This is a genomic window from Aeromonas sp. JL9 (assembly GCF_024436075.1).
GTDB classification, from domain to species: domain Bacteria; phylum Pseudomonadota; class Gammaproteobacteria; order Enterobacterales; family Aeromonadaceae; genus Aeromonas; species Aeromonas veronii.
Window position 1 is genome coordinate 1 of the sequence record NZ_JANFNV010000012.1, and the last position, 26,390, is coordinate 26,390.

At 61.7% G+C, this 26,390-nt stretch carries 20 protein-coding genes; 5 read left to right on the forward strand and 15 right to left on the reverse strand.

The window, feature by feature from the left end:
* Positions 1-17: 17 nt before the first annotated feature.
* Positions 18-1,574 (reverse strand): hypothetical protein, encoded by a 1,557-nt coding sequence (locus NOM06_RS10780; RefSeq protein WP_255911599.1) that lies wholly within the window; start codon positions 1,572-1,574, stop codon positions 18-20.
* Positions 1,575-2,217: 643 nt separating this feature from the next.
* Between NOM06_RS10780 and NOM06_RS10785 the strand changes: the two genes are divergently transcribed.
* The 4 genes from NOM06_RS10785 (at position 2,218) to NOM06_RS10800 (ending at position 6,953) form a co-directional block, all read left to right on the forward strand.
* Positions 2,218-3,216, forward strand: coding sequence for a BMP family protein (locus NOM06_RS10785; RefSeq protein WP_005340803.1), 999 nt, complete (start codon positions 2,218-2,220; stop codon positions 3,214-3,216).
* 85 nt (positions 3,217-3,301) lie between these two features.
* On the forward strand, positions 3,302-4,867 hold the full coding sequence (locus NOM06_RS10790) for an ABC transporter ATP-binding protein (protein WP_100644783.1): 1,566 nt from the start codon (positions 3,302-3,304) through the stop codon (positions 4,865-4,867).
* A complete protein-coding gene (locus tag NOM06_RS10795) occupies positions 4,867-5,985 on the forward strand; it encodes an ABC transporter permease (RefSeq protein ID WP_005357011.1) in 1,119 nt (372 codons plus the stop codon). The genes NOM06_RS10790 and NOM06_RS10795 overlap by 1 nt, the downstream gene beginning before the upstream one ends.
* Positions 5,986-5,987: 2 nt before the next feature.
* Entirely contained in the window at positions 5,988-6,953 is a 966-nt protein-coding gene (locus NOM06_RS10800; RefSeq protein WP_005340795.1) for an ABC transporter permease, read from the forward strand.
* Positions 6,954-7,219: 266 nt separating this feature from the next.
* Here NOM06_RS10800 and NOM06_RS10805 read toward each other — a convergent pair whose 3' ends face one another.
* On the reverse strand, positions 7,220-9,211 hold the full coding sequence (locus NOM06_RS10805) for a bifunctional 2',3'-cyclic-nucleotide 2'-phosphodiesterase/3'-nucleotidase (RefSeq protein WP_255911601.1): 1,992 nt from the start codon (positions 9,209-9,211) through the stop codon (positions 7,220-7,222).
* Positions 9,212-9,569: 358 nt separating this feature from the next.
* On the opposite strand from NOM06_RS10805, the gene NOM06_RS10810 reads away from it, so the two are divergent.
* The gene (locus NOM06_RS10810; protein WP_255911603.1) at positions 9,570-10,511 is read left to right on the forward strand and encodes a hypothetical protein; all 942 of its coding nucleotides are present in this window, start codon (positions 9,570-9,572) and stop codon (positions 10,509-10,511) included.
* 80 nt (positions 10,512-10,591) lie between these two features.
* Here NOM06_RS10810 and mgtE read toward each other — a convergent pair whose 3' ends face one another.
* From mgtE to NOM06_RS10875, 13 genes are all read right to left on the reverse strand, one after another.
* Positions 10,592-12,016, reverse strand: coding sequence for a magnesium transporter (mgtE, locus tag NOM06_RS10815; protein WP_255911605.1), 1,425 nt, complete (start codon positions 12,014-12,016; stop codon positions 10,592-10,594).
* A 146-nt stretch (positions 12,017-12,162) separates the two neighbouring features.
* Complete coding sequence (gene cysG, locus NOM06_RS10820; protein ID WP_255911607.1) at positions 12,163-13,563, reverse strand: siroheme synthase CysG; 1,401 nt, start codon at positions 13,561-13,563, stop codon at positions 12,163-12,165.
* A gap of 12 nt (positions 13,564-13,575) precedes the next feature.
* A complete protein-coding gene (gene nirC / locus NOM06_RS10825) occupies positions 13,576-14,388 on the reverse strand; it encodes a nitrite transporter NirC (RefSeq protein WP_255911609.1) in 813 nt (270 codons plus the stop codon).
* Between the two features lie 57 nt (positions 14,389-14,445).
* On the reverse strand, positions 14,446-14,763 hold the full coding sequence (nirD, locus tag NOM06_RS10830) for a nitrite reductase small subunit NirD (RefSeq protein ID WP_041202829.1): 318 nt from the start codon (positions 14,761-14,763) through the stop codon (positions 14,446-14,448).
* Positions 14,763-17,309 carry a nitrite reductase large subunit NirB gene (gene nirB / locus NOM06_RS10835; protein WP_255911611.1) on the reverse strand — a complete coding sequence of 849 codons (2,547 nt, stop codon included), beginning with the start codon at positions 17,307-17,309 and terminating at the stop codon, positions 14,763-14,765. Before nirB ends, nirD begins: the two co-directional genes overlap by 1 nt.
* A gap of 295 nt (positions 17,310-17,604) precedes the next feature.
* Complete coding sequence (locus NOM06_RS10840; RefSeq protein WP_005355575.1) at positions 17,605-18,693, reverse strand: ABC transporter permease; 1,089 nt, start codon at positions 18,691-18,693, stop codon at positions 17,605-17,607.
* A 3-nt stretch (positions 18,694-18,696) separates the two neighbouring features.
* On the reverse strand, positions 18,697-19,806 hold the full coding sequence (locus NOM06_RS10845; RefSeq protein WP_255911613.1) for an ABC transporter permease: 1,110 nt from the start codon (positions 19,804-19,806) through the stop codon (positions 18,697-18,699).
* On the reverse strand, positions 19,803-21,557 hold the full coding sequence (locus NOM06_RS10850; RefSeq protein WP_255911615.1) for an ATP-binding cassette domain-containing protein: 1,755 nt from the start codon (positions 21,555-21,557) through the stop codon (positions 19,803-19,805). Before NOM06_RS10850 ends, NOM06_RS10845 begins: the two co-directional genes overlap by 4 nt.
* Positions 21,554-22,522: a secretion protein HlyD gene (gene hlyD / locus NOM06_RS10855; protein WP_076494089.1), complete on the reverse strand. Its 969-nt coding sequence runs from the start codon at positions 22,520-22,522 to the stop codon at positions 21,554-21,556. Before hlyD ends, NOM06_RS10850 begins: the two co-directional genes overlap by 4 nt.
* Positions 22,519-23,160: a TetR/AcrR family transcriptional regulator gene (locus NOM06_RS10860; RefSeq protein ID WP_255911617.1), complete on the reverse strand. Its 642-nt coding sequence runs from the start codon at positions 23,158-23,160 to the stop codon at positions 22,519-22,521. Before NOM06_RS10860 ends, hlyD begins: the two co-directional genes overlap by 4 nt.
* Positions 23,161-23,429: 269 nt before the next feature.
* Positions 23,430-24,758 (reverse strand): HslU--HslV peptidase ATPase subunit, encoded by a 1,329-nt coding sequence (hslU, locus tag NOM06_RS10865; protein WP_033136355.1) that lies wholly within the window; start codon positions 24,756-24,758, stop codon positions 23,430-23,432.
* A gap of 65 nt (positions 24,759-24,823) precedes the next feature.
* Positions 24,824-25,357 carry an ATP-dependent protease subunit HslV gene (hslV, locus tag NOM06_RS10870; protein ID WP_005340772.1) on the reverse strand — a complete coding sequence of 178 codons (534 nt, stop codon included), beginning with the start codon at positions 25,355-25,357 and terminating at the stop codon, positions 24,824-24,826.
* A 187-nt stretch (positions 25,358-25,544) separates the two neighbouring features.
* The gene (locus tag NOM06_RS10875) at positions 25,545-26,390 is read right to left on the reverse strand and encodes an SPOR domain-containing protein (RefSeq protein ID WP_005340771.1); all 846 of its coding nucleotides are present in this window, start codon (positions 26,388-26,390) and stop codon (positions 25,545-25,547) included.

Here is a 26,390-nt window from a genome sequence, read left to right on the forward strand (position 1 = left end):
GGGATGACGTGAGCGCGTTAAGGATCAGGGTGTTCACGTTGGCCGGAATGGCTGTTCAACTTCGCCGGAATACGCATCAGGTGTTTATCCAGTGCTTCAGCCAGCTTGAGGGTGTTCTTGGCCTCTTCTGCATCGAGATGTAGAGATGTCAGGGCATTCCCCAGATTGGCAGTCAGCTTGGCGGCTTCAGCCAGTTGGGTACGAGCCAGCTTGAGACGGTCGGCCTGAGTGATCACGAAGAATTGGGGGTCTTGCCAGAGCAGAGCGGGATTTACATCTGCATCAGTGTACTCTGCGGTGATCTGTGTATTCAGGAGAGAAAATTTCCAGCTACTTTGATTCCCCTGAAACCATGGATAGGCTGGATTACCGTAGATGTGCGCAATGCCAGTCTCTTCAAAATTAAGAATGGGTACTGACAACTCTTCCGTTTTGGGCTGCAAGTGGCGATCATCACCATAGTGGTATGCGGCCATGATATTCAGACCAGAAGCCATAGCGATGGCGCTGGCACGCAGGGCGCGAACCTGATCGTAGGAGAGCGTCAGCTTATCGCTATCGCCGTAGGCGGCCTTGTACTCCGGGTTAACAATATTGCCCAGACTATTGGCGGTTTCCTGCATCTTGACGGCATATTTTGCCAGCAGGTCTGCTACGTCCTTGGTATTGCCAGTGGCCTCTTTAGCGGTCAGGCGAGCATGGTTAACCACTGCATCCAGCACTTTCGCCAGCATGGTGGTATAACCCTGGCCAGCCTGTGACGGTGTAACATCGAAGCGCTTGCTGACGATTGGGTCGTTGGTCACTTCCATCATGGCGATAATCGCCAGCATGATCTGGCGATCGGCTTTGCCTTGCTCATCTGCTTCGGTGCTTAAGCGATCTTTATAGCCGCGCAGCGTATTTTCGAAGTCAGTCTGTTCCCAACGCTTGCTCTGTTCCACCAGGTCGCGCAGCACATAATCTACGGCGGCAGATTTGCCATTAGCTTTGGCCAGCGAGTCATTCATATGTGCTTCGGCTGCTTTGGTATCAACCACTTTTTTGTCGATCTGCGCCTGTTTCAGGGCCTCATTCAGGCTAGTGTTAAACTCGTTATCGCTGCCAAAACGAAGAGTGTTGCCTAGCTTGACCACATCCTCTGTTTTCAGAGTAATCCCGTTACTTGCATCACCGTCAGCATCCATAGTTTGCAGCAGTGCAGCGATACGAATGGCGCGATCTTTGTCACCTTTCTCGGCGATGGTGTATGGGGTTACCAGGGTCTGGCCCTTTTTAACCTGAGTTTCCCCAAGCGGGATTGAGCCCAGTTTGAAGGTACAGGTGTCACCGTCATTAAAGAGGAACTGACCTTGCGAGTTCGTGACGTCCGAGTAATTGCCGCAGGTGTAGTTCAAACCGGCTACCGCACTATCAATAAAGGTGGCAGTCAACGCAGGTTTGGTGGCGTTTCCACCATTGCCACTGTTATTGCCATTATCTGTGCTGGCACCGTCGCCACCACCGCCACAACCTGCCAGCGCCAAGCTGGATAACGCCGTCACAACCGATAAAGCCAGAATATTTTTTTTCATTTTTATTTTCCTGAAACAACGATGCATATGTCACCGGCACCTGGCTGAGGAAGTCAGAATGGGTGGCATGAATTGATGCAAAAGAAGCCCAATTGATGTTTTTGTTAGTTTCATTTGAGATCTATGCGGCGGGCATCATACAGGGGCTCATATGGTTTTCAACTTGATCTGGATCTCGAGTTCATATGAATTGTGAGCTTGCTCAACAAAGTGGAAGCGGGGGCTGATTGTTGGTTAGGGAATGTTGACTGGAGAGTATTAGAGAGAGGGTCTGTGAGTGTTGGTCGTTCCCAGCTGTAGCCAATCCTTGCTCGCGCGGTTTGTGGGGATTTTGCGAGCCAGATCACGGGCTTGCCGGGGGGCTGGATGAATAACAGGGGAAAACGGTTTACAGTAACTTGCTGAACAATAAGAGAAATGTCGTTTGGGTCTTTTGCTTGCTAGCATAAAAAACTGAAAAATAGCTAAAAAACAACTGCTTATAAGGTTATTTGCTTAGAATTCAAACCGTTAACGCAAACGTTTTTCCCTTATCATTTGCTTGACCCGCATCGGGGCTGACTTAGAGTAAGCCTGCGTGCTAGATAGCCTGCTCTGACAGGCAAGCAAGTTCCCTCACTTAATAACAATCAAGGATACGATCGTGACTAAAGTGCTCAAGCTGGCCACCGTGGCCTCCCTCACTCTCGCTGCTCTCTCTGCTCAGGCTGCTTCCGAGCCAGCCGTCATTTATGACACCGCGGGCAAGTATGACAAATCATTCAACGAAGCCGTGTTCCGTAACGGCGTCGAGCTCTATAACAAGGACAAGGGCGTCAAGGTCAAAGAGTTTGAACCCCAGAACGAAGCCCAGCGCGAGCAGGGTCTGCGTCGTCTGGCCAGCCGTGGCAACGGCCCGATCGTGGCGGTCGGTTTCAACATGGGTTCTGCGGTAGAGAAGGTTGCGACCGAATTCCCGAAAACCCAGTTCACCATCATCGACATGGTGGTCGACAAGCCGAACGTCCAGTCCGTTATCTTCAAGGAGCATGAAGGTTCCTTCCTGGTGGGCGCACTGGCTGCCATCGCTTCCAAGAGCGGCAAGGTCGGCTTCGTGGGCGGCATGGATATCCCGCTGATCCGCAAATTCCAGTGCGGTTACGAGCAGGGTGCCAAGTTCGTCAACCCGAAGATCGAAGTGTTCCAGAACATGGCGGGCTCTACCCCGGCCGCGTTTGCTGACCCGGCCAAAGGTGCCGAGCTGGCCAAGTCCCAGTTCGCCAAGGGGGCTGACGTGGTTTACGCCGCAGCTGGCGGTACCGGTATCGGTGTCTATCAGGCAGCCAAGGACAGCGGCAAGTTCGCCATCGGTGTGGACTCCAACCAGAACCACCTGCAACCGGGCACCATGCTGACCTCCATGGTCAAGTCTGTGGGTCTGGCCGCTTACCAGACCTGGGATGACGCTGCCAAAGGCGAGTGGAAGCCGGGTATCAAGAACCTGGGTCTGGCCGAAGGCGGTGTGGATTGGGCACTCGACAAGGACAACGAGAAGCTGATCACCCCGGAAATGAAAGCCAAGGTGGATGCCATCAAGGCTGAAATCATCGCTGGCAAGGTCAAGGTTCATGACTACATGAGCGATAACACCTGCAAATACTAATTAGATAGTTGCTACGACTCTCAACGCACCACCGGCCCGCACGGGCCGGTTTTTAGTCTTATTTCATGAAACGCAGGGCTGCATCATGGACCAGACAGATCGCTATGCCATCGAATTAAGAGGTATCGATAAGCGGTTCGGCGAAGTGTACGCCAACAAGCTGATCGACCTTAAGGTTCGCAAAGGCAGTATCCACGGCATTGTCGGCGAAAATGGCGCCGGTAAGTCCACCCTGATGAGCATCATTTATGGTTTCTACCATGCCGACAAAGGCGAGATGCTGATCGACGGGAATCCTTTCAAACCCCATGGCTCACAAGATGCGATTGCCGCAGGGGTGGGCATGGTTCACCAGCACTTCATGCTGGTCAATAACTTCACCGTATTGGAAAACGTCATCCTCGGCGCTGAGAACGGCTGGCACCTTCAGCAGAGCGTGGCGTCAGCCGAAAAGCTGCTTGGCGAACTGGCGCGGGATTATGGCCTCGACGTGCCGCTGCACGAGAAGGTCGAAGATCTGCCGGTTGGCTTGCAACAGCGGGTCGAAATTCTCAAGGCGCTCTATCGCGGCGCCCGCATCCTGATCCTCGACGAGCCGACCGGGGTACTGACCCCGCAAGAGGCGGATCACCTGTTCGAGGTGCTGAAAAAGCTGCGGGATCAGGGGGCGACCATCATCCTTATCACCCACAAACTGCGGGAGATCCTGGCCATTACCGATCAGGTTTCCATCATGCGCCGTGGCGAGATGGTGGCCCACGTCGCCACCAAGGATACCGACAAGGAGCAGCTGGCCGAGCTGATGGTGGGTCGCAAGGTACGCCTCAAGGTCGACAAGGGGCCAACCCAGCCCGGTGAAGCCAAGCTGAAGATCGAAGGGCTCAGCTACTTCGACGCCAGCAAGGTGGAGCGGGTCAAATCGGTCAGCTTCGAAGTGCGGGCCGGTGAAGTGGTCGGCATCGCCGGGGTCTCCGGCAACGGCCAGTCCGAACTGCTCAGTCTGCTTGGCGGCATTCTCAAGCCGAGCAAGGGTGGCTTCACCATCAGCAGCCGCAGCGGCGTGCACAAGGTGAGCGCGGAGCACCCGGCCGATCCCGAGCTGGTGCGCAATTACGGCCTCGGTCATGTGCCGGAAGATCGCCACAAGATGGGGCTGATCAACCGCTTCGAGGCGAAAGAGGCCTTTATTCTCGGTTATCACCGTCGCCCGCAATACAACAAGGGGTGGCTGCAGAACAAGGAGGCGATCCAGCAGGATTGTCAGGCCAAGATGGAGAAGTGGGACGTGCGCCCGCCCCATCCCGATCACAAGACCGCCAACTTCTCCGGTGGTAACCAGCAGAAGCTGGTGATCGCCCGTGAAGTGGAGCAGGACCCGGATGTGCTGTTGATCGGCCAGCCGACCCGCGGGGTCGACATCGGTGCCATCGAATATATCCACCAGCAGATCATCGCCATGCGCGACAAGGGCAAGGCGGTGCTGCTGGTCTCGGTGGAGCTGGACGAGATCATGAGCCTCGCAGATCGCATTCTGGTCATTGCCGATGGCCGCATCGTCGGCGAGCTGGATGGTGCCAAGGCGGATGAGCGCACTATCGGCCTGATGATGGCGAATATCGTTCCTGATGACGTTGCCAAGGAGGCCCACTGATGAGCCAAGTACGTATTCCTGCCTGGGTCTCCGTAGGCGTCTTGTCTGCGGTCAACATCCTGCTGGCCTTCCTGGTGTCGGCCATTCTGTTCTACTACCTCGACATCAACCCGGTCGATGCCGCCAAGATCATGTGGTACGGCGCGTTCGGCACCGGTGAAGGGGTTGGCTTCACCCTCTACTACGCAACCGGCTTTATCTTTACCGGTCTGTCGGTGGCGGTCGCCTTCCACGCCGGGCTGTTCAACATCGGTGGTGAAGGTCAGGCCTATATCGGTGGTCTCGGTGTCGGTCTGGTCTGTCTGATGCTTGGCGATGTGCTGCCGTTTGCCCTGCTGTTGCCGCTCTCCATCATTGCCGGTGGTCTGTTCGGTGCCGCCTGGGCTTTTATTCCGGCCTGGCTGCAAGCCAAGCGCGGCAGCCACATCGTGATCACCACCATCATGTTCAACTTCATCGCCGCCTCCCTGATGGCCTATCTGCTGGTGGAGGTGTTCAAGCCGCCCGGCTCGATGGCGACCGAGAGCAAGGTGTTTGCCGAAGCAAGCTGGCTGCCCAAGATGAGCGGGCTGGCGAACCTGTTCGGGATGGAGATCCCCAACAGCCCGCTCAATATCAGCTTCTTCTGGGCGCTGATCTGTGCGGCGCTGGTGTGGGTCTTTATCTGGCACACCCGCTGGGGTTACGAGATCCGCTCGGTCGGCGCCAGCCAGAGTGCCTCTGCCTACGCCGGTATCTCCTATCCCAAGGTGGTGATCCTGGCCATGGTCATCTCCGGCATGCTGTCGGGCTTCTTTGCCCTCAACGTGCTGCAGGGGGAGTTGCACCAGATCAAGCTCAACTTCGTGGAAGGGTTCGGTTTCACCGGTATCGCGGTGGCGCTGATGGGGCGCAACCATCCGGTTGGCGTCATCATCGCCAGCCTGCTGTTCGGTTTCCTCTATCAGGGGGGCGCCGAGCTCAGCTTCGAGTTCGGTGTCGACCGCAACATCGTGGTGGTGTTGCAGGGTCTGGTGATCCTGTTCTGTGGCGCCCTTGAGCACATGATGCGTCCGCGCATCGAGCAGCTCTATCTGGCGTTTGCCAACCGCTCAGCCGCGCAAGCTAAAGGAGTCTGATCATGTTTGAAATTCTGATCCTGATGCTGGATGCGACCATTCGTACCGCGCCGCCCCTCATTTTGGCGGCCATGGCGGGCATGTTTTGCGAGCGCTCCGGGGTGGTCAATATCGCGCTGGAAGGCAAACTGCTGGCGGCAGCGTTCGCCAGTGGTGCGGCGGCGGCGGTCTCCGGTTCTGCCTGGGTAGGTCTGGGGGCCGGGGTGGGTGTCTCCATCCTGTTTGCCCTGATGCACGGTTTTGCCACCATCACCCACCGCGGTGATCAGGTGGTGAGCGGCATGGCCATCAACATTCTGGCGGCCGGTCTGACCGTCACCCTGGGCCGTTACTGGTTCGATCAGGGTGGCCAGACCCCGGCGCTCTCCGGCGATGCCCGTTTCGCCCCCATCGATCTGCCCTATGCCAAGGAGCTGTGGGATGTGCCGGTGATCGGCCAGCTCTACAGCGAGCTGCTGAGCGGCCACTCCCTGCTGGAGTACGTGGCGTTTGCCTGCGTACCGCTGGCCTGGTGGGTGATGTTCCGTACCCGCTTCGGTCTGCGTCTGCGGGCGGTGGGTGAGGCACCCGCAGCGGTCGATACCGCCGGTATCTCTGTGGTGCGGATGCGCTACACCGCGCTCCTCATTGGCGGCCTGCTGGCTGGTATCGGTGGCACCTATCTGGCGGTGGCCCAGACGGCCCAGTTCATCCCCAACATGAGTGCGGGCAAGGGCTTTATGGCACTGGCGGCGCTGGTGTTCGGCAAGTGGCGCCCCTGGAATGCCATGGCCGCCTGTCTGCTGTTCGGTTTCCTCGATGCGGTCGCCATCCGCCTGCAAGGGGTCAGCATCGGGGGCTTCGCCATTCCGGTGCAGGCCATCGAGGCACTGCCCTACATCTTGACCGTGTTCCTGCTGGCCGGTTTTATCGGCCGTGCGGTGGCCCCCAAGGCGCTCGGTACCCCCTATGTGAAGGAGCGGGAGTAGTGCTTTTGATTGCGATACTCCCACCCAAGCAAATAACAGCAGGCCCACTTCGGTGGGCCTGTTTTTTTATGGGCGGGATGGGACAGAACAGCCGGGATCTGGATGGTTCGACAGAGGGAGGCGATGGCGTGAAGGGATAAATGGGCTGCGCGAGTTGCTGCGGGTAGCGGCTGGCTTACAGGTGCATATCCCGCTGCCAGTACCATTAAAAACCCCCTCGTATCAGGAGGGGGTTGCAGAGGTTATTGCCGGATGAACTCTGAGGCTCAGGGAGCCAGCACCAGCTTGTAGACGCCAAAGCCGGGGTGTTTGGCATCGGTGGGCGGCAGGGTCTCTACATAGTTCAGCTTGCCACCGGTCAGGGCTTGCGCCTCGCTGCGTGGCGAGCTGTAGATGCGCAGATCCAGATTGGCGGGCAGGGGGGCCAGCTGCCAGTTGTTGTCTGCTGGGGGCTCGAAACCGGCTGGATTCTTCTCTGCCAGATCCTTGAGGTATTCGGAGAGCACTTCGCGGGTTTCGAACTGATCTTCATGGACGATCACCTTGGCGTTGATGCCCGGGAAGTTGCCACCACCGCTGGCGCGGTAGTTGTTGGTCACCACGTAGAACATCTGGGCCGGGTCGATTGCTTTGCCCTGATAGGTGAGGTTGGTGATGCGATAGCTGTCGCTCACCTTGTTGCCATCCACATCGTAACGGGCGGGTTTGGTCACATCGACCTGATAGTTCACCCCGTCGATCACGTCGAAGTTGTAGGTGCGGTACTTCTCGTTCACCAGCCACTGGGTAGCGGTGCTGGCGGCATCGATCTTGTTGAACTGGACGGCACTCTTCTCCAGCCACTCCTGTACGGTCGCGCCATTGATGGCGACCACCTGCAGGGTGTTGGGGTAGACATAGAGGTCGGCCACGTTGCGCAGGGAGATATCGCCAGCCGGTACATAGGTGAAGTCGGTCGGACCGTTGCGACCGCCACGGAATGGCGCGGCGGCGGAGAGGATGGGCCATTTCTCCTTGAGCTGACCATCCTGTTGCAGCTTCTTGGCATGCCACAGCTGGGCGTCGCTGACGAGCTGGATGGAGGGGTCATCCTGCACCAGCGCGAAGAAGCTGTGGATCGGCTTGGTGATCTTGCTGAGGGGCTCGTCCAGCCACTGGTTGGCCTGCTCGTGCTCGGCAATGACCTGATCGACTACCGCCTGATCTTCGGTGCTGGTGGCGCTGCTGTCGATCTTGCGCAGCTGGGACTGGCTGGAGGCCACTTCCCAGCGACCCTCTCTCCAGGTCATGTGCAGGTCGATGATGCCGAGGTGATTGCCCCAGACGCCCGGCATCACGGTCGGTACCCTCGCCAGGGTGCCTTTTTCGTTGTCCACGTCGGTCATGTTGGGGTAGTCGCCCGGGAAGGCGCGGTGGGCGTGACCCAGCAGCAGGGCATCGACCCCCTTTACCTTGGCCAGCGGCAGGGCGGCGTTCTCCATCATGGGTTCGCGCGGGTCACCTATGATGCCGGTGTGAGCCACGACCACGACGATGTCAGCGCCCTTGGCGCGGATTTCGGGTACATAGTGCTCGGCGGTCTCGACCATATCGGCCACCACCACCTTGCCTTCCAGATTGCGCTTGTCCCACTGGGTGATCTGGGGTGGAGTCAGCCCCAGCACCCCGACCTTGATGGTCTGGGTATTGCCGTTGGCATCCTTCACCTGACGATCCAGCACCACATAGGGTTTGAACTTCTGCTTGCTCCAGTCGATGGTGCCCTTGCCATCACGGCTGAAGGCATCGGCCTGGAAGACGTTGGCGTTGATGTAGGGGTAGTTGGCCCCTTTCAGGGTCTCTGAGAGGAAGTCGAGACCGAAGTTGAATTCGTGGTTGCCCAGGTTGCCGACATCATAGCTCATGGTGTTGAGCGCCTTGATGGCGGGGTGGGTCTGCTTGCTCAGCCACTGCTGTTTGACCTGCTGGTCGTGGATATAGTCGGCCAGCGGGGTGCCCTGGATCAGGTCGCCGTTGTCGATCAGCAAGTTGTTGGCGTTCTCTTCGCGGGCCTTGCGGATCAGCACAGCGGTGCGGGCAAAGCCCAGCGAGGCATCCGGCTTGTTCTGGTAGTAGTCGTAACTCAGCAGGTTGGAGTGGATATCAGAGGTTTCGATCAGCCGCAGGGTGAGATCACCGGGGGCCTGAGAGTTGTTGTCGTCACAGCCGGACAGCAAAAAGATAACTGCCACCGCGCTCAGTTTGAGGGTGGTTTTCATTGTTGGATTCTCTTGTTATGGGTATGCCAGCGTGGTGCATTCTATCGACAGCAAAAGAATCCGATTGTGAGCAGGCTGGCAATTCGGGCTAATTACCCTCCTGTTAATAGAGTTATGACTCTGATTTTAATCTCTTTTTTGTCTTTCTTTCGGGCCGCTACTTTCGCGGCTTTTCCGCCGTGAGTCACCCTGTCGTCACCGCAGTGCGGTCGGGGCAAGCTGCGCGGCCTGCCGCTCCTGCGAGGCTGTAATGGTTGGTTACAGATCTCCATTCGACTGATAGATGACCTTTCCCTTAAATTCAGCGGCGATTGATTGCATCTAAAAATTACAAAGCGACAGCAAGGAATAAAAACTCATGAAAATGCACAACAAAGCGCTGCTGGCCATCGCCTGCGCTGCGGCCCTGTCTGCCTGTGACAGCGAAAAAGCGGCCAACAGCATTGCCAAACGGGTGCCGCTGGCCCTGCCGGAGGCGGGTCTTTACCAAGCGAATCTGATGAGCCGCGATGGCGACAAGGCGACGCCGCGCATGATCAAGGATCTGGATGGTCTGGCGCTGGTCTACCCGAAGGGTGAAACCGTGCAGCGCTGGGGTGTCTGGGTGGAACATCAGGCAGGCAAGATCGAGACCAACAGCCAGTGGCTAGGTCAGGCTGACCAGAAAGCCGACAAGGACGGGATCTACCCGGTGCAGCTGACCCGCACCAGCGAGCGGCTCGGCAGCGGCACTGCGGTGAGCACGGTAAGCAACAACCACAACCTCATCACCTTCCAGGATCAGCCGGTCATCGATCTGCAGGGCAAGGAGATCAAGCGCTGGGTTTTTGATTTCACCCGGAATGGCACCACCTTCTCCGACAACGCCCCCATCTATTCCGGTTTCAGCGGTCATGTGGCGGTGACGGCCCTGACCACCAAAGCGGTGACCACGGCCAGCTGGAGTGCAACGGGTAGCGATGGCTTCAGCAGTGACATGGTGGGCAAGGTGGATACCACCAACAACGGTGGCAAGCTGACGGTGGCGATCGAGTTTCCGGCAGCGGGTTGTTCGCTGGTGGGCGAGGGGAGTGCCACCGCAGGGTTGAGCAAGTTGACCATGACCGGATTTGGCAAGTGCAACTTCAAGCAATCCGCCGCAGCCACGCCGATCGAGAACCTCTGGAATGCCGCTCTGGCCAGGGCGATGGATAACAGCGTCGCCTATGTCACCGCCTTTACCATGGATGACAAAAATGATGCGCTGGTCATCGGTTTCCCCGACTCCAATGGCCTGCTGATCACCGCTGACAAGCGATAAGCAGCCAACGGCAGGGGCGGGCAAACGCACCTGAAACAACAAGGGAGCCAGTGGCTCCCTTGTTGTTTTCAACGCACGGTTTACAGCAAGAACAGGGTTGCCAGCCCGAGGAAGATAAAGAAGCCGCCGGTGTCGGTGATGGCGGTGATCATCACGCTGGCCCCCACTGCCGGATCGCGGCCGAGGCGGGTCATGGTCATGGGGATAATCACCCCCATCAGGGCGGCCACCAGCAGGTTGAGCATCATGGCCAGGGTCATCACGGCGCCGAGTGCCGCATCCTGATAGAGCAGATAGGTGGCAAGCCCCATGGTGCCGCCCCACACCAGCCCGTTGATAAAGGCGACGCCGAGTTCCCGCAGCAGCAGGAAGGAGAGGTTGCCCGCCTGAATGTGCTGCAGCGCCAGCGCCCGCACTATCATGGTGATGGTCTGGTTGCCGGTGTTGCCGCCGATCCCGGCGACGATGGGCATCAGCGCCGCCAGCGCCACCAGCTGGGAGATGGTGTGCTCGAACAGGCCGATCACCCGCGAGGCGACAAAGGCGGTGCAGAGGTTGATGGCAAGCCAGGCCCAGCGGGTCTTGACCGCCTTGGAGACAGGGGCGAACACGTCTTCATCCTCGCTGATACCCCCCATCCGGCGCAGGTCGGTGTCACTCTCCTCATAGACCAGGTCCACTACCTCTTCGACGGTGAGGCGGCCCATCAGCTTGCCCTTGCCATCCACCACGGCGGCGGAGAGCAGGTCATCCCGCTCGAAGGTGCGGGCCGCCGCTTCATCGTTATCCTCCGGATCGAAGGTGACCGGATCCCGTTCCATCACATCGCTCACCAGGGTGGCGGGCTTGTGCAGCAGCACTGTGGTGAGGGCCAGCTCCCCCAGCAGGTGGTTGCGCCTGTCGATGACGAACAGCTTGTCGGTGTTGGCGGGGATCTTGCCGCGCAGGCGCAGATAGCGTTGCACCGTGGCCAGACTCACCTCGGGGCGGATGGTGATGATCTCGAAGTCCATCATGGCGCCGACGGTGTGCTTGCCGTAGCGGATCACCTCCCGCACCCGATCCCGTTCTTCGGGGGCCATATAGGTGAGCAGCCGCCCCATCAGGTTGCGCGGCAGGTACTGGCCCAGATAGATCTGATCGTCGATATCCAGGGTGCGCAGGGCGTGCAGCAGCTCCTTGTCGCTCATCCCGCTGATGAGGCTGTCCCAGACTGTCTCAGACGCTTCTACCAGGATCTGTCCGCGCTTCTCCTCCTCCACCAGCGCCCACAGGGCATGACGCTCATCGGGCGGCAGCGATTCCAGCGCATCGGCGACGTCGGCGGCGGGCAACCCGTTGACCAGCGCAGTGAGTTCGCTGGTCTGATCGCGCTGCTCGGCATCCTGCACCACCTGCGGATCGAGCAGGCTGTCGATGAGGGCATCATCGCGCAGCAGCAGGGTGAGAATGCGGGATCTGTCATCCGCGCGCTGCCGGGCGCTGTTCTTGATGGGAAGAGACATGGGATGAATTCCTGAGATGGTAGCCAAGGGCTCAATGCCCATAGGATACCAGACTTAAAACAACAGGTTATGACCGTTATGGGAGAAGAGGGAGGTAAAAGTGAGGCCACCTGCTGGTGGCCTCATGGTGAGTTGCCGATGATCCCTCAGGCGAGGGCTTGCTGAGCCTGTGGTGCCTCGCCAAACCAGGCGAGCCGGTCGGCTAGGGTTACCACAGAACCCACCATGATCAGCGCCGGGCTTTCGACCCCCACCGCCAGCGCGGGCAACTGGTCTAGGGTGCCACGAATGACCCGCTGGCAGGGCTGGGTGCCGCGCTCGATCAGCGCCACCGGGGTGTTGCCTGCCTTGCCGTGAGCCAGCAGCTGCTCGCGGATGGTGGCGCAGGATGAGAGCCCCATGTAGAACACCAGCGTTTGCCGATCTTTGGCCAGCAGCGGCCAGTCGAGATCCCGGGCGCCCCCCTTGCCGTGGGCGGTGACGAAGCGCACGCTCTGGGCGTGATCGCGGTGAGTGAGCGGAATGCCGGCGTAGGCGGCGCAGCCGCTGGCCGCAGTGATCCCCGGCACCACCTGAAAGCCGATGCCGCTGCCGACCAGCGTCTCCAGCTCCTCGCCGCCACGGCCGAAGATGAAGGGGTCGCCCCCCTTCAGCCGCACCACCCGTTGCCCCTTCTTCGCCTCCTCCAGCAACAGCTGGTTGATCCCCTCCTGCGGCACGCAGTGGTTGCCCGCCTGCTTGCCGACGAAGATGCGTTTGGCGTCGCGGCGCACCAGCGCCATCACCTCGTCGGAGACCAGCCGGTCATAGACCACCACGTCCGCCAGCTGCATCTGGCGCAGGGCGTGCAGGGTGAGCAGGCCCGGATCGCCGGGGCCGGCTCCCACCAGCACCACCTCGCCTCCGGTTTGGCTTTCATCGGCAAACAGGCTGTCGGCCAGCTGGTTAGCAGAGGCGCAATCGCCCCGCGCCAGCGCCTGACCGAGCCGATCCGCCCCGAGCAGCCGCTCCCAGAAGCGGCGCCGCTCCCCCATGGTGGCGAAGCGGGCCTTGACCCGCTCCCGCAGGCTGCCGGCAAAGGTCGCCACGGCCCCCAGATGTTGCGGCAGCAGGGCTTCGAGTTTTTCCCGCAGCAGCCGGGCCAGCACCGGTGCCTTGCCGCCGGAGGAGATGGCCACCATCAGCGGCGAGCGGTCGATGATCGACGGCATGATGAAGCTGGAGCGTTTCGGGTCGTCCACCACGTTGGCGAAGGTCCGCGCCTGATTGGCGCTTTGGTAAACCAGCGCATTCACCTCGCGCCGATCGGTGGCGGCCACCACCAGCCACTTGCCCGTCAGTTGCTGCGGCGCGAATTCACCGGCCAGCCACTCGATGCTGCCGTTGGCAGCCAGTTCCGCCAGCTCGGGGTCGAGCTCGGGCGCGACCACGGTGAGCTGGGCACCGGCATCCAGCAGCAGGCGCGCCTTGCGCTCCGCCACCTCGCCGCCGCCGACCAGCAGCACGGGTTTGTTGTCGAGTCGGCAAAAGATGGGCAAGTAGTCCATGGGGCCTCCTGATCAGGCGGTTTGGGTCTGGTTGACGGTGCTGGTGGTCTCGCTCACCGCGACCGGGCGCTCAGCCTTGGGGGTGGCATACCAGTAGCCGAGGCCCATAAAGAGGACGCCGGAGACGGTGTTGCCCAGGGTTACCCACAGCAGGTTGTGGCCGATGCCGCCCAGGGTGTAGGCCTCTGAGTGGGCGCCGAACCAGGAGAGGGCGAACAGGGTCATGTTGGCGATGGAGTGCTCGTAGCCGGAGGCGATAAAGGCCAGCAGGCACCACCAGATGGCGATGAACTTGGCGGCACCCTCGGTGCGCAGCGCCATCCAGATGGCGAGGCAGACCAGCCAGTTGCAGAGGATCCCCTTCATAAACAGGGTCAGCGCCGGTGCCTGGGTCTTGGCCAGCGCCACCTTGTGGGCCAGACTGCCTGCGTCCGGCAGCAGGCTGCCGCCGTAGGAGTAGATCAGCGCCACCACGATGGAGCCAATCAGGTTGCCCGCCCAGGTCTGCGGCAGGATACGCAGCAGGTCGGCCATGGTGATCTTGCCCGCCTTCACCCCGAAGGTGAGGAACATGGTGTGGCCAGTGTAGAGCTCGGAGCCAGCGATGATCACCAGCGTCAGGGCGATGCCGAAGGTGGCCCCCATCACCAGCGGCCGGATGGCGGGATCCACCAGATTGCCGAGGGTGAAGATGAGGATGATGCCGAGGCCCACATAGGCCCCCGCCATGGCGGAGCTGAGCCAGAAGCCGAGCTTGTCGCTGCGCTCGAAGCGGTTGATGCGGGCCGCGTTGGCGGCGCACTTGTTGATGGTTTCCGTGTACATCTTGTGAGTCCTTGAAAGGGCTGCCCTCAGGCGGCCCGAAAGAGAGTGAATTTGGCTTTAGACTGCGACCCAGACCTGCTGGTCGCGCACTTCAACGGGGTAGCTCTGCACCGACATGGCCGGGTTGTCGAAGCAGTGACCATCGCTCAGGCGAAAGCGCTGCTTCTTGAGCGGGCTGGCGACCCAGAGCTCGCCGTCGTGTTCGCAAATCAGGCCCCGCGACAGCACGTTGGCGGCGAAGAAGGGATCCCGGTTGTCGATGGCGAACACCTCGGCCGCCGCGCTCGGGCGGAACAGGGCGATCTGGCGACCTTCAATGAGTGCGCAGACACCGGTGCCCGGCAGGATGTCGTTGAGTTGGCAGGCAAGTTTCATCATTTGGTTTCCACCTCGATCTGGTAGACGGGGATGCGCTCGGCCGGAGTGGCGGGTCTGTGCTGGTCACGCTCGCTGACGAACTGAACGTCCGGGTCGCGCTTGTCGCTGTTGATGAAGTGGCTGAAGCGCTTGAGCGCCTCCTCTTCATTAAGGGTGCGCGACCATTCGCACTCGTAGCTGTCGATCAGGGTCTGGATATCGCGCTCCAGGGTCTCGGCCAGCCCCAGCTTGTCGTCGACGATCACCTCGCGCAGGTAGTCGACGCCCCCTTCCAGATTGCCGAGCCAGACCGAGGTGCGCTGCAGTTTGTCGGCGCTGGTGACGTAGAACATCATAAAGCGGTCGATCAGCTTGATGAGGGTCTCGCGGTCGAGGTCAGAAGCCAGCAGGTCGGCGTGGCGCGGTTTCATGCCGCCGTTGCCGCCCACATAGAGGTTCCAGCCCGCGTCGGTGGCGATGATGCCGACATCCTTACCTTGGGCTTCCGCACATTCGCGGGTACAGCCGGAGACGCCGAACTTCATCTTGTGGGGGGTGCGAATGCCCTTGTAGCGGTTCTCGAGGAAGACCCCGAGGCCGACGCTGTCCTGCACGCCGAAGCGGCACCAGGTGCTGCCGACGCAGGTCTTGGCCATGCGCAGCGCCTTGGCGTAGGCCTGACCGGTCTCGAAACCCGCCGCCAGCAGCTTGCGCCAGATGGCGGGCAGATCATCCTTCTGGGCCCCGAACAGGCCGATGCGCTGGGCGCCGGTGATCTTGGTGTAGAGCTTGTAGTCGCGGGCCACTTCGGCCACCGCCAGCAGCCCCTCCGGAGTCACTTCGCCACCGGCCATGCGCGGGATGACGGAGTAGCTGCCGTCCTTCTGCATGTTGCCGAGGAAGATGTCGTTGGTGTCCTGCAGCGGGATGTTGCGCGGGCTCAGCACATGCTCGTTCCAGCAGGAGGCGAGGATGGAACCTACGGTCGGTTTGCACACCTCGCAGCCATAGCCTTGGCCATGTTTGGCCAGCAGTTCGTCGAAGCTCTTGATCCCCTCCACCTTGACCAGATGGAACAGCTCCTGACGGGAGTGTTGGAAGTGGGCGCAGAGGTGGTTGTTTACCTCGATGCCCTGCTTCACCAGCTCGGCGTTGAGCACCTGACTGATGAGCGGCACGCAGCCGCCGCAGCCGGTACCGGCCTTGGTGTGCTGCTTGATGGCGGCCAGCGTGGTGTGACCCTCGGCCACCGCCTGGGCGATGTCGCCCTTGGAGACGTCGAAGCAGGAGCAGATCTGGGCGCTCTCCGGCAGGGCATCCACCCCCAGCGTCGGCTTGGCACCGGCGTAGGCGGGCAGGATCAGGGTATCCGGGTGGCTCGGCAGCGGCAGGGCGTTGAGCATCATCTGCAGCAGGTTGCCGTAATCTTCCACATCACCCACCAGCACGGCGCCGAGCAGGCGGCTGTTGTCTTCGCTCACCACGATCTTCTTGTAGACGCCAGCCTGATCGTCCTGAAACACATAGCTGTGGCTGCCCGGGGTGCGACCATGGGCATCGCCGATGGAGCCGACGGAGACGCCGAGCAGCTTGAGCTTGGCGCTCATGTCCGCCCCCTCGAAACAGCTGTCGCCGCCGAGCAGATGGTCGACGGTGATCTGGGCCATCTTGTAGCCCGGCGCTACCAGTCCGAAGAAGCGGCCCTGCCAGGCGGCGCACTCGCCGATGGCGTAGATGTCGGGGTCGGAGGTCAGGCAGTGATCGTCGATGACGATGCCGCCGCGCTCGGCGATGGCGAGATCACCGTAACGGCCCAGAGTATCTTGCGGGCGAATGCCGGTGGAGAAGACCACCACGTCCACTTCAAGCGTGCTGCCGTCGGCAAAGGCGAGGCGGTGTTTCGCCTGCTCGCCGCCATGCATCAGGATCTCGCTGGTGCTCTTGCTGGTGTGTACCTGCACGCCCATGGATTCAATCTTGCGGCGCAGCAGCTGGCCGCCCTGACCGTCGAGCTGCTCGGCCATCAGTACCGGAGCAAATTCCACTACGTGGGTCTCGAGACCCAGTGCCTTGAGGGCGCCGGCGGCTTCGAGGCCAAGCAGGCCGCCACCGATCACCACCCCGCTCTTGCCACTCTTGGCGGCGCTGCGGATGGCTTTCAGATCCTCGATGGTGCGATAGACGAAGCACTCGTGGTGCTGGCTGCCCGCAATGGGCGGCACCCAGGGGTAGGAGCCGGTGGCCAGCACCAGCTTGTCGAACCCGACCACAGTGCCCTTGTTGGAGTGCACTTCGCGGTTGGCCCTGTCGATTTTTTTCACCGCTTCGCCGAGCAGCAGGCGGATGCCATGCTTGTCGTAGAAGCCGGGTTTGACGAGAGAGAGATCTTCGCTGGTGTGATGGGAGAAGTAGGAGGAGAGATGGACGCGATCGTAGGCGGGACGGGGTTCTGCACCGAAGACGGTGATCTCGTAGCGGCCCGGGTCGGCCCGCTCGATCAACTCTTCGATGAAGCGGTGCCCCACCATGCCGTTGCCCACAACGACCAGTCTGACTTTGCTCATGATTGCCTCTAGTTTGGAGTAATAAAACATCATTCTGGGGCTAGGCTACCCAGTCGGCAGGGGCGGGCAATTGATGCAAATCAAGTGTCTATTTATATATCTCGTCAGGGGTAATTCGATAAAATTCAAAGATATACAAAAATGGGTATACCAGTTGATGATTTCTGCACTGGTGTGGAGTGAGGGATGGTGGAGAGAAAGCACGGTTTAGCAACTGCCGGGGAGTGAAAACTTCTGGCGGAAAAAGGCCGGCCTCGCACTGGCGAGACCGGCATCAGCCGAGCTAGGCGGCGTGTCAGGCGATATGGCGGCGGAACATGGCGAGTGCCAGCGACAGGGTGACGCCGGCGATGGCGAGCAGCGGCCAGAGCAGGGGCCAGGCGGCCGACCAGTCAAACCCCTTGAGGAAGACCCCCTTGAGCAGCACGATGAAGTGGGTGAGGGGGTCGATGGCCGCCAGCCACTGGAACACCTGCGGCATGTTCTCCACCGGCGAGATGTAGCCCGAAAGGATCACCGCCGGTACGGTGAAGGAGAAGACCCCGAGAAAGGCCTGCTGCTGGGTCGAGCAGAACGAGGAGATGAAGAGCCCGATCCCGGCCAGTGCCAGCCCGTAGCAGACCATGCCCGCCATCAGCAGGCTGAGGCTGCCGGCAAAGGGGAGGTGAAAGACAAAACGGGCGGCCAGCGCGACTATGCACCCTTGTCCCACCGCCACCATGATGCCGGGCACCGCCTTGCCCGCCATGATCCAGCCTGCGGTGAGGGGGGAGACCAGCAGCTGATCGAAGGTGCCCTCCTCCCGCTCCCGTGCGACCGAGAGGGCGGTAACGATCAGACAACCGGTGGTGGTGATGATGGCCACCAGCGCCGGCAGGATATGCCAGTGGAACTCGACGTTGGGGTTGTAGAGGTTGCGCACCGCCAGTTCGGGTTGCCCCTTGCCCTCACTTTGCCAGCGGGCGATCACCTGACTGATGTAGCCCGCCGCCACCTGACCACCGTTGGAGCGGCGGCCGTCGATGATCAGCTGCACCTTGGCCGGTTCGCCCCGCGCCAATCGGCGGGAGAAATCCCCCGGAATAATCAGCCCGAGTAGCGCCTGCTGCCCGGTGATGGCCTCGGTCATGCCCGCCTCGCCTTGCACCGGGATGATGGTGGTGAAGGCGGGCATATGGGTGAGGCGTTCCAGCAGCTCGCGGCTCTGGGCTCCGCCATCCTGGTTGTAGATGGCCAGCGTGTTGCCGGTCACCTCCAGAGTGGCGGCGAACGGGAATAGGGCGGTTTGCAGCAGCACCGGCATGATGAGCAGAAAGCGCCCCTGGGTATTGCCCATCAGGGCCTGCAGCTCTTTTCGGATCAGCCACCAGAGTCGGATCAGCATGGGTTACTCCAGAGTGCGCCGCGTCTTGCGGGCGGTCAGGGCCAGCCAGAAACCGGCCAGCAGCAGCAGACAGAAACCGTTGACCAACAGGATCGAGAAGACGCTACCCGCCTGATAGAGGGTCTGCAGGGAGCTGGCGAAATAGCGGGCCGGAATAAGGTGGGTGATGGCCCGAAGCCAAGGCGGCATGCTGGCGATCTCGAACACGAAGCCTGACAGCATCACGGCGGGCAGAAAGGCGGCGATCAGCGCTGCCTGCGCGGCGTTGAACTGGCTGCGCATCACGGTGGAGAGAAACAGCCCGAGCCCGAGGGCGCTGCCGAGAAAGACGCTGGTGACCAGAAAGAGCAGCAGCAGGGAGCCGCGCCATGGCACGTCCATTACCGCCACCGAGAAGAGCAGGCAGAGCAGCATGGCAATGATGCCGAGGCCATAGTAGGGCAGCAGCTTGGAGAGCAGCAGCTCCCCCTTGGTGACCGGGGTGGCGAGCAGTGCCTCCATGGTGCCGCGCTCCCACTCCCGCGCCACCACCAGCGAGGTGAGCAGGGCACCTATGATGGTCATCACCACCGCAATGGAGCCCGGTACCAGAAAGTTGCGGCTCACCAGCGCCGGATTGAACCAGGCGCGGCTCTCTATCGACACCGGCATGGCGACCCCCTCGCCAGCGAGCCACCCCTGCCAGATCCCCTGCACATAGTTGGTGACGAAGTTGGCGGTGTTGGGCTCGGAGCCGTCGGTCAGCAGCAGTGCCTGCGGCGTGCCATTGCCCTGACCGGCCAGCGCGCGGGAGAAGCCGTCATCGATCACCAGCAGGCCGCGGATCTCGCCACGGGCCAGACTGGCGAGCAGGGACTCCTTGCTCGGGCCGCTGTGGATCTCCAGCGCGGTTGAGCCTCGCAGGGCCTGCTCCAGCCGCACCGCCGGGGCGCCGCTGTCGGTACGCCAGATGCCGAGGCGCAAATGGTCCACATCCAGATTGATGGCGTAACCCATCACCACCAGCAGTACCACCGGCATGATGAAGGCGATGAGGATGCTGCTCGGGTCACGGACGATTTGCAGCGTCTCCTTGCGGCAGAGGGCCAGCAGTCGCCGACGGTTGATGCTCATGCGTCCTCCTCGCTGGCCCGCTCGACCAGGGTGATAAAGGCCTCTTCCATTGTCGGCAAGGAGCCGGTTGGCAAAGAGGTCGCCGCCTCTTTGGCGGCCAGCCCCTTGAGATCGTCCGGAGTGCCGAGCGCCAGCAGCTTGCCGCGATAGATGAGGGCGATGCGGTCGCAATACTCCGCCTCGTCCATAAAGTGGGTGGTGACCAGCACGGTGACGCCGTGGTCGGCCAGCGCGTTGATGTGCGACCAGAACTCGCGCCGGGTCACCGGATCGACCCCGGAGGTGGGCTCGTCGAGAAACAGCAGCGGCGGTTCGTGCAGCAGGGCGCAGGCCAGAGATAAGCGCTGGCGCAGGCCGAGCGGCAGGGATTCTGCCTTCTGATCGAGCCAGGGGGCGAGGGCAAAGGCAGTCACCATGGCATCGATCCGCGTCTGCTGGTGGCGGCCAAACAGGCCGTAGATACCGGCGAAGAAGGAGAGGTTCTGCGCCACGGTGAGCTGCTTGTAGAGGGAGAACTTCTGCGCCATGTAGCCGAGGCGCTGGCGTGCTGCCGAGGGGCTGTGGGCCAGATCGATGCCGGTCACCAGCGCCTGCCCCTCGCTCGGGCGCAGCAGGCCGCACTCCATCTTGAAGGTGGTGGACTTGCCCGCCCCGTTGGGGCCGAGCAGGCCGAAGATCTCGCCGCGGCGCACCGCAAAGCTGACATCATCGGTGGCGGAAAAATCACCGAAGCGCTTGGTGAGGTGGCGCGCCTCGATCACCGCCTCGGGGGAGACTCCCTGCGGCAGTTCGGCTTCCCGCATCCCGGCTGCCAGACTTGACTCCCCGCCGGGGCCGCCGCCGAGCAGGTCGATAAAGGCATCCTCCAGCCGGGGCTGGGCCGGTTGAAAGGCGCCGTTGGCCAGTTGCAGCTCCGCCAGCGGCGGGGGCGTCATGCCCGGGTGCAGCAGCAGGCGAACCCGCTCCCCCGCCACCGCGCCATCCATCACCGCCGGGTGAGCCAGTGCCCGGCGCAGCAGGGCGCGCCGCTCGCGGCCATCCAGTTGCCCCGCCTCCAGCAGCCAGCAGCGGCTGGCCATGGCTCCCATCAGATCGGCTGGCGTGCCGCTGGTGCGCACCTCGCCATCCGCCATCAGCAGCACGTGGTCGCACAGCTCTGCCTCGTCGAGATAGGCGGTACTCCAGAGCACCGTCATTCCCCCCTTGGCCAGCTCGCGCACCATCTGCCAGAGGGCGCGGCGGGAGATGGGATCGACCCCGACCCCCGGCTCGTCGAGCAGCAGCACATCCGGGGTGCCGAGCAGGGCGCAGGCCAGCCCGAGCTTCTGCTTCATCCCGCCAGAGAGCTTGCCTGCGGGTCGTGCGGTGAAGCGGGCAAGATCGGTGAAGGCGAGCAGCCGCGCAAAGGTGGGCGTGCGTTCGGGCTCCAGTACGCCGCGCAAGTCAGCGTAGAGGGTGAGGTTCTCCAGCACGCTGAGATCCTCGTAGAGGCCGAACTGCTGGGGCATGTAGCCGAGGCGCTGACGCAGCAGATCTCCCTCGCTCACCGGATCCAGCCCCAGCACCCGGATGGTGCCCGCTTCCGGGATCAGCAGACCGGCCAGCAGGCGCAGCAAAGTGCTCTTGCCGGCGCCGTCGGGGCCGACCAGCCCGGTGATGCCGCCAGCCGGAATGGTGGCCGAGATGGCGTTGAGGGCGACCCGCTCGCCAAAGCGTTTGGTGAGTCCCTCAAGGGAGATGGCGCAGCTCATAGCGCCAGCCTGACGGTGACCGGCATCCCTTGGCGCAGGGCCGGGTCGGGGTCCTGCACCACGATACGCAGCCGGTAGACGAGGTGAGTGCGCAAGTCAGGCGTCTCCACCGATTTCGGGGTGAACTCGGCGGTGGGCGAGACAAATCCCACCACCCCGTGATAGGGCTGATCCGGTCGCGAGTCGGTGGTGAGGGTCACTTTGGCGCCGCTCGGGAAGTGGCCGAGCCAGGGCTCCTCCACATAGGCGCGCACCCAGACTGGCGTGGTCAGGGAGAGGTTGAAGGCGGTCGCTCCACTCTGCACCATGCTGCCGTTCTCGATGGCGCGGCTGATGATGATGCCGTCGCTGGGGGCGGTCAGGTTGGCATCTGCCAGCGCCAGTTCGGCACTGGCGAGCGCCGCTTTGGCCCCTTCCAGCTGGGCATCGGACTGGGCGATTTCCTCCGGGCGGTAGCCGGTTTCGAGCTGGGCGAGCTGTTCGCGGGCTGAGCGTACCTGCGCCCGGGTCTGATCCCGCTGGGAGCGGGCGGTATCGAGCTGACCGCGGGAGATGGCGCCGGTGGCGGCCAATGCGCTCTGGCGGCGCCACTGCTGGTCGGCCTCCAGCGCAGCGGCTTCGGCGGCGGCCAGTGCGGCCCGGGCGCGGTCGGTCTCTTCGCTGCGATAGCCTTTGTGGATCAAGGTGTTGGCGGCAGTGAGCGCAGCCAGATTGGCGCGGGCACTGTCGCGGCTGTGGGTGAGGGGCACCGGATCGAGGCGGGCCAGCAGTTGACCGGCTTTTATCCTATCCCCCTCATCGACCAGCACCTGATCGACGCGGCCGCCGACCCGAAAGGCCAGATTGACGTCGCGAATATCGACATTGCCGTAGAGGATGGAGCCGTCGGCGGGGCGCCCCTGCCACCAGAGGTAGCCGCCGATAACGGTTAGCAGCAGGGCTGCGATGGCAATGCGTTGCTTCATGCCGCGTCTCCTTCTTTCATATCGCTGGGGCGCAGGCCGCGCAGGGCCCATACCAGCCGTTGTCTGGCGGCCTCGGGGTTGTCTATCTGGCTGAGAAAGGGGGCGGCCTCTTCGGGCAGCCAGCCGAGCTGGCGACCACTGCCGGCGATCACCAGCGGCAGGCCGACCGACCCCATGATGAAGATCATCAGCTGGAGCGGGTGGCCCGTGACCAGCGACCCTTCCGTCTGTGCCTTGCGCACCTGTTCGATCAGCAGCAGGGGATGGCGGCGCGGCAGGCTGAGCAGAAAGCGCTGGGCCGCCCCTTCGCCTGCCAGTGCATCGCCAAACAGGTGGTTGATGAAGCCGCGCTGGCGCGCCACCAGCCCGATCAGCGCCTCCATGGTCGCCTCGAACATGGCGATGGCAGAGGGGTAGGAGCCTTTGGCTGCCACCGATTTGAGCTCGTCATAGAGGGGGGCGTACCAGAGCTCGACCAGCTCGTCTATAAAGGCGTCGCGGTTGCCGAAGTGGTAGACGAAAGAGCCGAGGTTCACCTCGGCCGCCGCCGCCAGCTCGCGCACAGTCAGGCCGCGCAGCCCCTTCTCGGTGGCGATGGCGAGGCCGGTATCGAGCAGTTTTTGCCGGGTGGGATTCATCTGTCTGGTTCCTGTTGCGCAGCTTTCGATCTGATTTATACGCATGTATAAATCAATCACACAGAAGTTGATAGATCTTTTTTTGAGCAGATTTCAGCAGGGATGAAAAACGGCGGGCTTTCGTAAGGGGAGGTATGAAAGCGCCTTGGGATTGAATGGATCGCCGCAGATAAGGGCCAGAGTCCGGGCGACGGAGGCGGAATGAAATGGGTGGTGGGGAAATAAAAACGCCTCCACAAGGGAGGCGTTTTCAGGTCCATCGATCGAGCTTACAGAATAAAGCGGCTCAGATCCTCGTCTTCAATCAGCTTGCCGAGGTGGGCGTTGACGTAGTCGGTGTCGATGACAAAGGTCTCACCGGACTTCTCGGAGGCGTCGTAGGAGATATCTTCCATCAGGCGCTCCATCACGGTGTGCAGACGACGGGCACCGATGTTCTCGGTACGCTCGTTGACCTGCCAGGCCGCTTCAGCCAGACGGCGGATGCCATCCTTGGTGAACTCGATATTGACCCCTTCGGTGGCCATCAGCGCCTTGTACTGATCGGTCAGGGAGGCGTTCGGTTCGGTCAGGATGCGCTCGAAGTCATCTGTGGTCAGGGCGGTCAGCTCGACCCGGATCGGCAGACGGCCCTGCAGCTCGGGGATGAGATCGGACGGCTTGGCGATTTGGAAGGCGCCGGAGGCGACAAACAGGATGTGGTCGGTCTTGACCATGCCGTGCTTGGTGTTGACGGTGCAGCCCTCGACCAGCGGCAGCAGGTCGCGCTGTACCCCTTCACGGGAGACATCGGGGCCCGAGCTCTCGCCACGCTTGCAGATCTTGTCGATCTCGTCGAGGAAGACGATGCCGTTGTTCTCGACCGCTGCGATCGCTTTCTGCTTCAGCTCTTCCGGATTGACCAGACGGGCTGCTTCCTCTTCGATCAGCGCTTTCATGGCCTCTTTGACCTTGATCTTGCGCTTCTTCTTCTGGTTCTGGCCCAGGTTCTGGAACAGCCCCTGCAGCTGGTTGGCCATCTCTTCCATGCCCGGCGGGGTCATGATTTCGACGCCCATCGGGGAGGCGGAGAGTTCCAGCTCGATCTCCTTGTCATCCAGCTGACCTTCCCGCAGTTTCTTGCGGAAGATCTGGCGGGTGTTGGAGTTGTCGGCTTTCTCTTCCTCACCCCAGGTGTTGCGCGGGTTGGGCAGCAGGGCGTCGAGGATGCGCTCTTCGGCGGCTTCCTCGGCGCGATATTTCATCTTCTCCATCTCGGTTTCGCGCACCAGCTTGATGGCGGCATCGGTCAGATCGCGGATGATGCTGTCCACTTCCTTGCCAACATAGCCCACTTCGGTGAACTTGGTCGCTTCCACCTTGATGAAGGGGGCGTTGGCCAGCTTGGCCAGACGACGGGCAATCTCGGTCTTGCCGACACCGGTCGGGCCGATCATCAGGATGTTCTTCGGGGTCACTTCATGGCGCATCTCTTCGTTGAGTTGCATCCGGCGCCAGCGGTTGCGCAGGGCAACGGCAACGGCGCGCTTGGCATCGGCCTGACCAATGATGTGACGATCCAGCTCGTGGACGATTTCTCTCGGGGTCATCTCGGACATGATGGTGTTCCTGTATCCGGGGTGGGCAGTGCCCGCCCCTTGGGAAATTGGGTTGGCTGGTGGCCTTATTTCGCCGAATAGTCCAGCACTTCGATGGTGTGGTTGCCATTGGTGAAGACGCAGATGTCGCCCGCAATCTTGAGGGATTTCTCGACAATGGTCCTGGCATCCAGCTCGGTGTTTTCCAGCAGCGCGATGGCGGCGGACTGGGCGAAGTTGCCGCCGCTGCCGATGGCGATGAGATCGTGCTCCGGCTGTACCACGTCACCGTTACCGGTGATGATGAAGGATTTGTGTTCGTCGGCCACGGCCAGCAGCGCTTCGAGGCGGCGCAGGGCGCGATCGGTGCGCCAATCTTTGGCCAGCGCCACGGCGGCGCGCTCCAGATTACCCTGGTGGGCCTGCAGTTTTGCTTCGAAACGCTCGAGCAGGGTGAAGGCGTCGGCGGTACCGCCAGCGAAACCGGCCAGCACCTTGCCGTTGTAGAGACGATGAACCTTGCGGGCGTTGCCCTTCATGACGGTGTTGCCAAGAGAGACCTGGCCATCGCCACCGATGACGACCTGACCGTTGCGGCGAACTGAAACTATGGTAGTCACTTTACTTACCTCGCTTGAGCCGAATGACGGCCTGACTGTGCATGGCAAGAAAGATGGGGATGGCAAACGGGCTTTTCAACCCTGCCTTTGGTCGGGATAAACGGGGTAGCAATCAGGGTGGGTGCGAGTGACACCAAAAGAACAGGGCCGGGTGTTGCCACCCGGCCCTGTGTCATCGGTAAGCGGATTACCCTTTTTTGGGAATGCAGCCGCTGATGCCGGAGCTCTGCAGCTTGCTGTTGGCCGCGTCGGCGGCCGCCTTGCCGTTGAAGGGGCCCACCATCACCTTGTAGACGGTGCCGTTGGCGCCATTGATCACCTGCAGGCTGGAAGAGAGGCCGGCGGTGAAGGCGATACGCGCCTTGAGCGACTCTGCGGAATCCTGCGAGCGCAGGGCGGCGCACTGCATCATGTAGCGACCGCTGTCGGCGGCTGCGGTCTGGGCTGGCGGGGTCGCCGCTTTGGCCTTGGCCGCTTCGGCGCGCTCCCGTTCCAGCTCGGCACGGATCTCTCGCTCCATCCGTTCCCGTTCTGCCTTACGGTCGATCACCTGCTCTTGCGCGCTGGCAACCGGTGCACCCGAGGTGGAAGGGGTGGTCGCCGGATTGGGCTGATAAGGCTTGGGCTGGCCGATGGGCGTTCCCGGTTGGGGAATGTCGGTCGGCACCGGCTGTGGCAGTTTTTCCGGTTGCAGGGTCATGGTATCTGCCGGTGGTGGCGGCAGCACACCCGGCTGGGTCGGCGGCTCTATGATATCGACCTGCTTGTTCTCAAGCCGTTCGATGTAGCTCCACTTCTCCTGAGGCAGCCCGTTATTCTGCGCTTTTGGCTTGTTGGCCTTTACCTGCTCCTCAATGGTGGGGGCGTCGTTGCCCTTGCCATTGATCATGTAAAGGAAGCCACCAAAGCCTGCCAGCAGTGCCACGACCAGCAGCACTGGAATAACAGGAAAGCGGCGAGGGGCCGCTTTCTTGGTATTGCGGCCACCCGCCCGACGTCGCGGGCGGCTGCCGACATAATCCCGGGTTGCCAT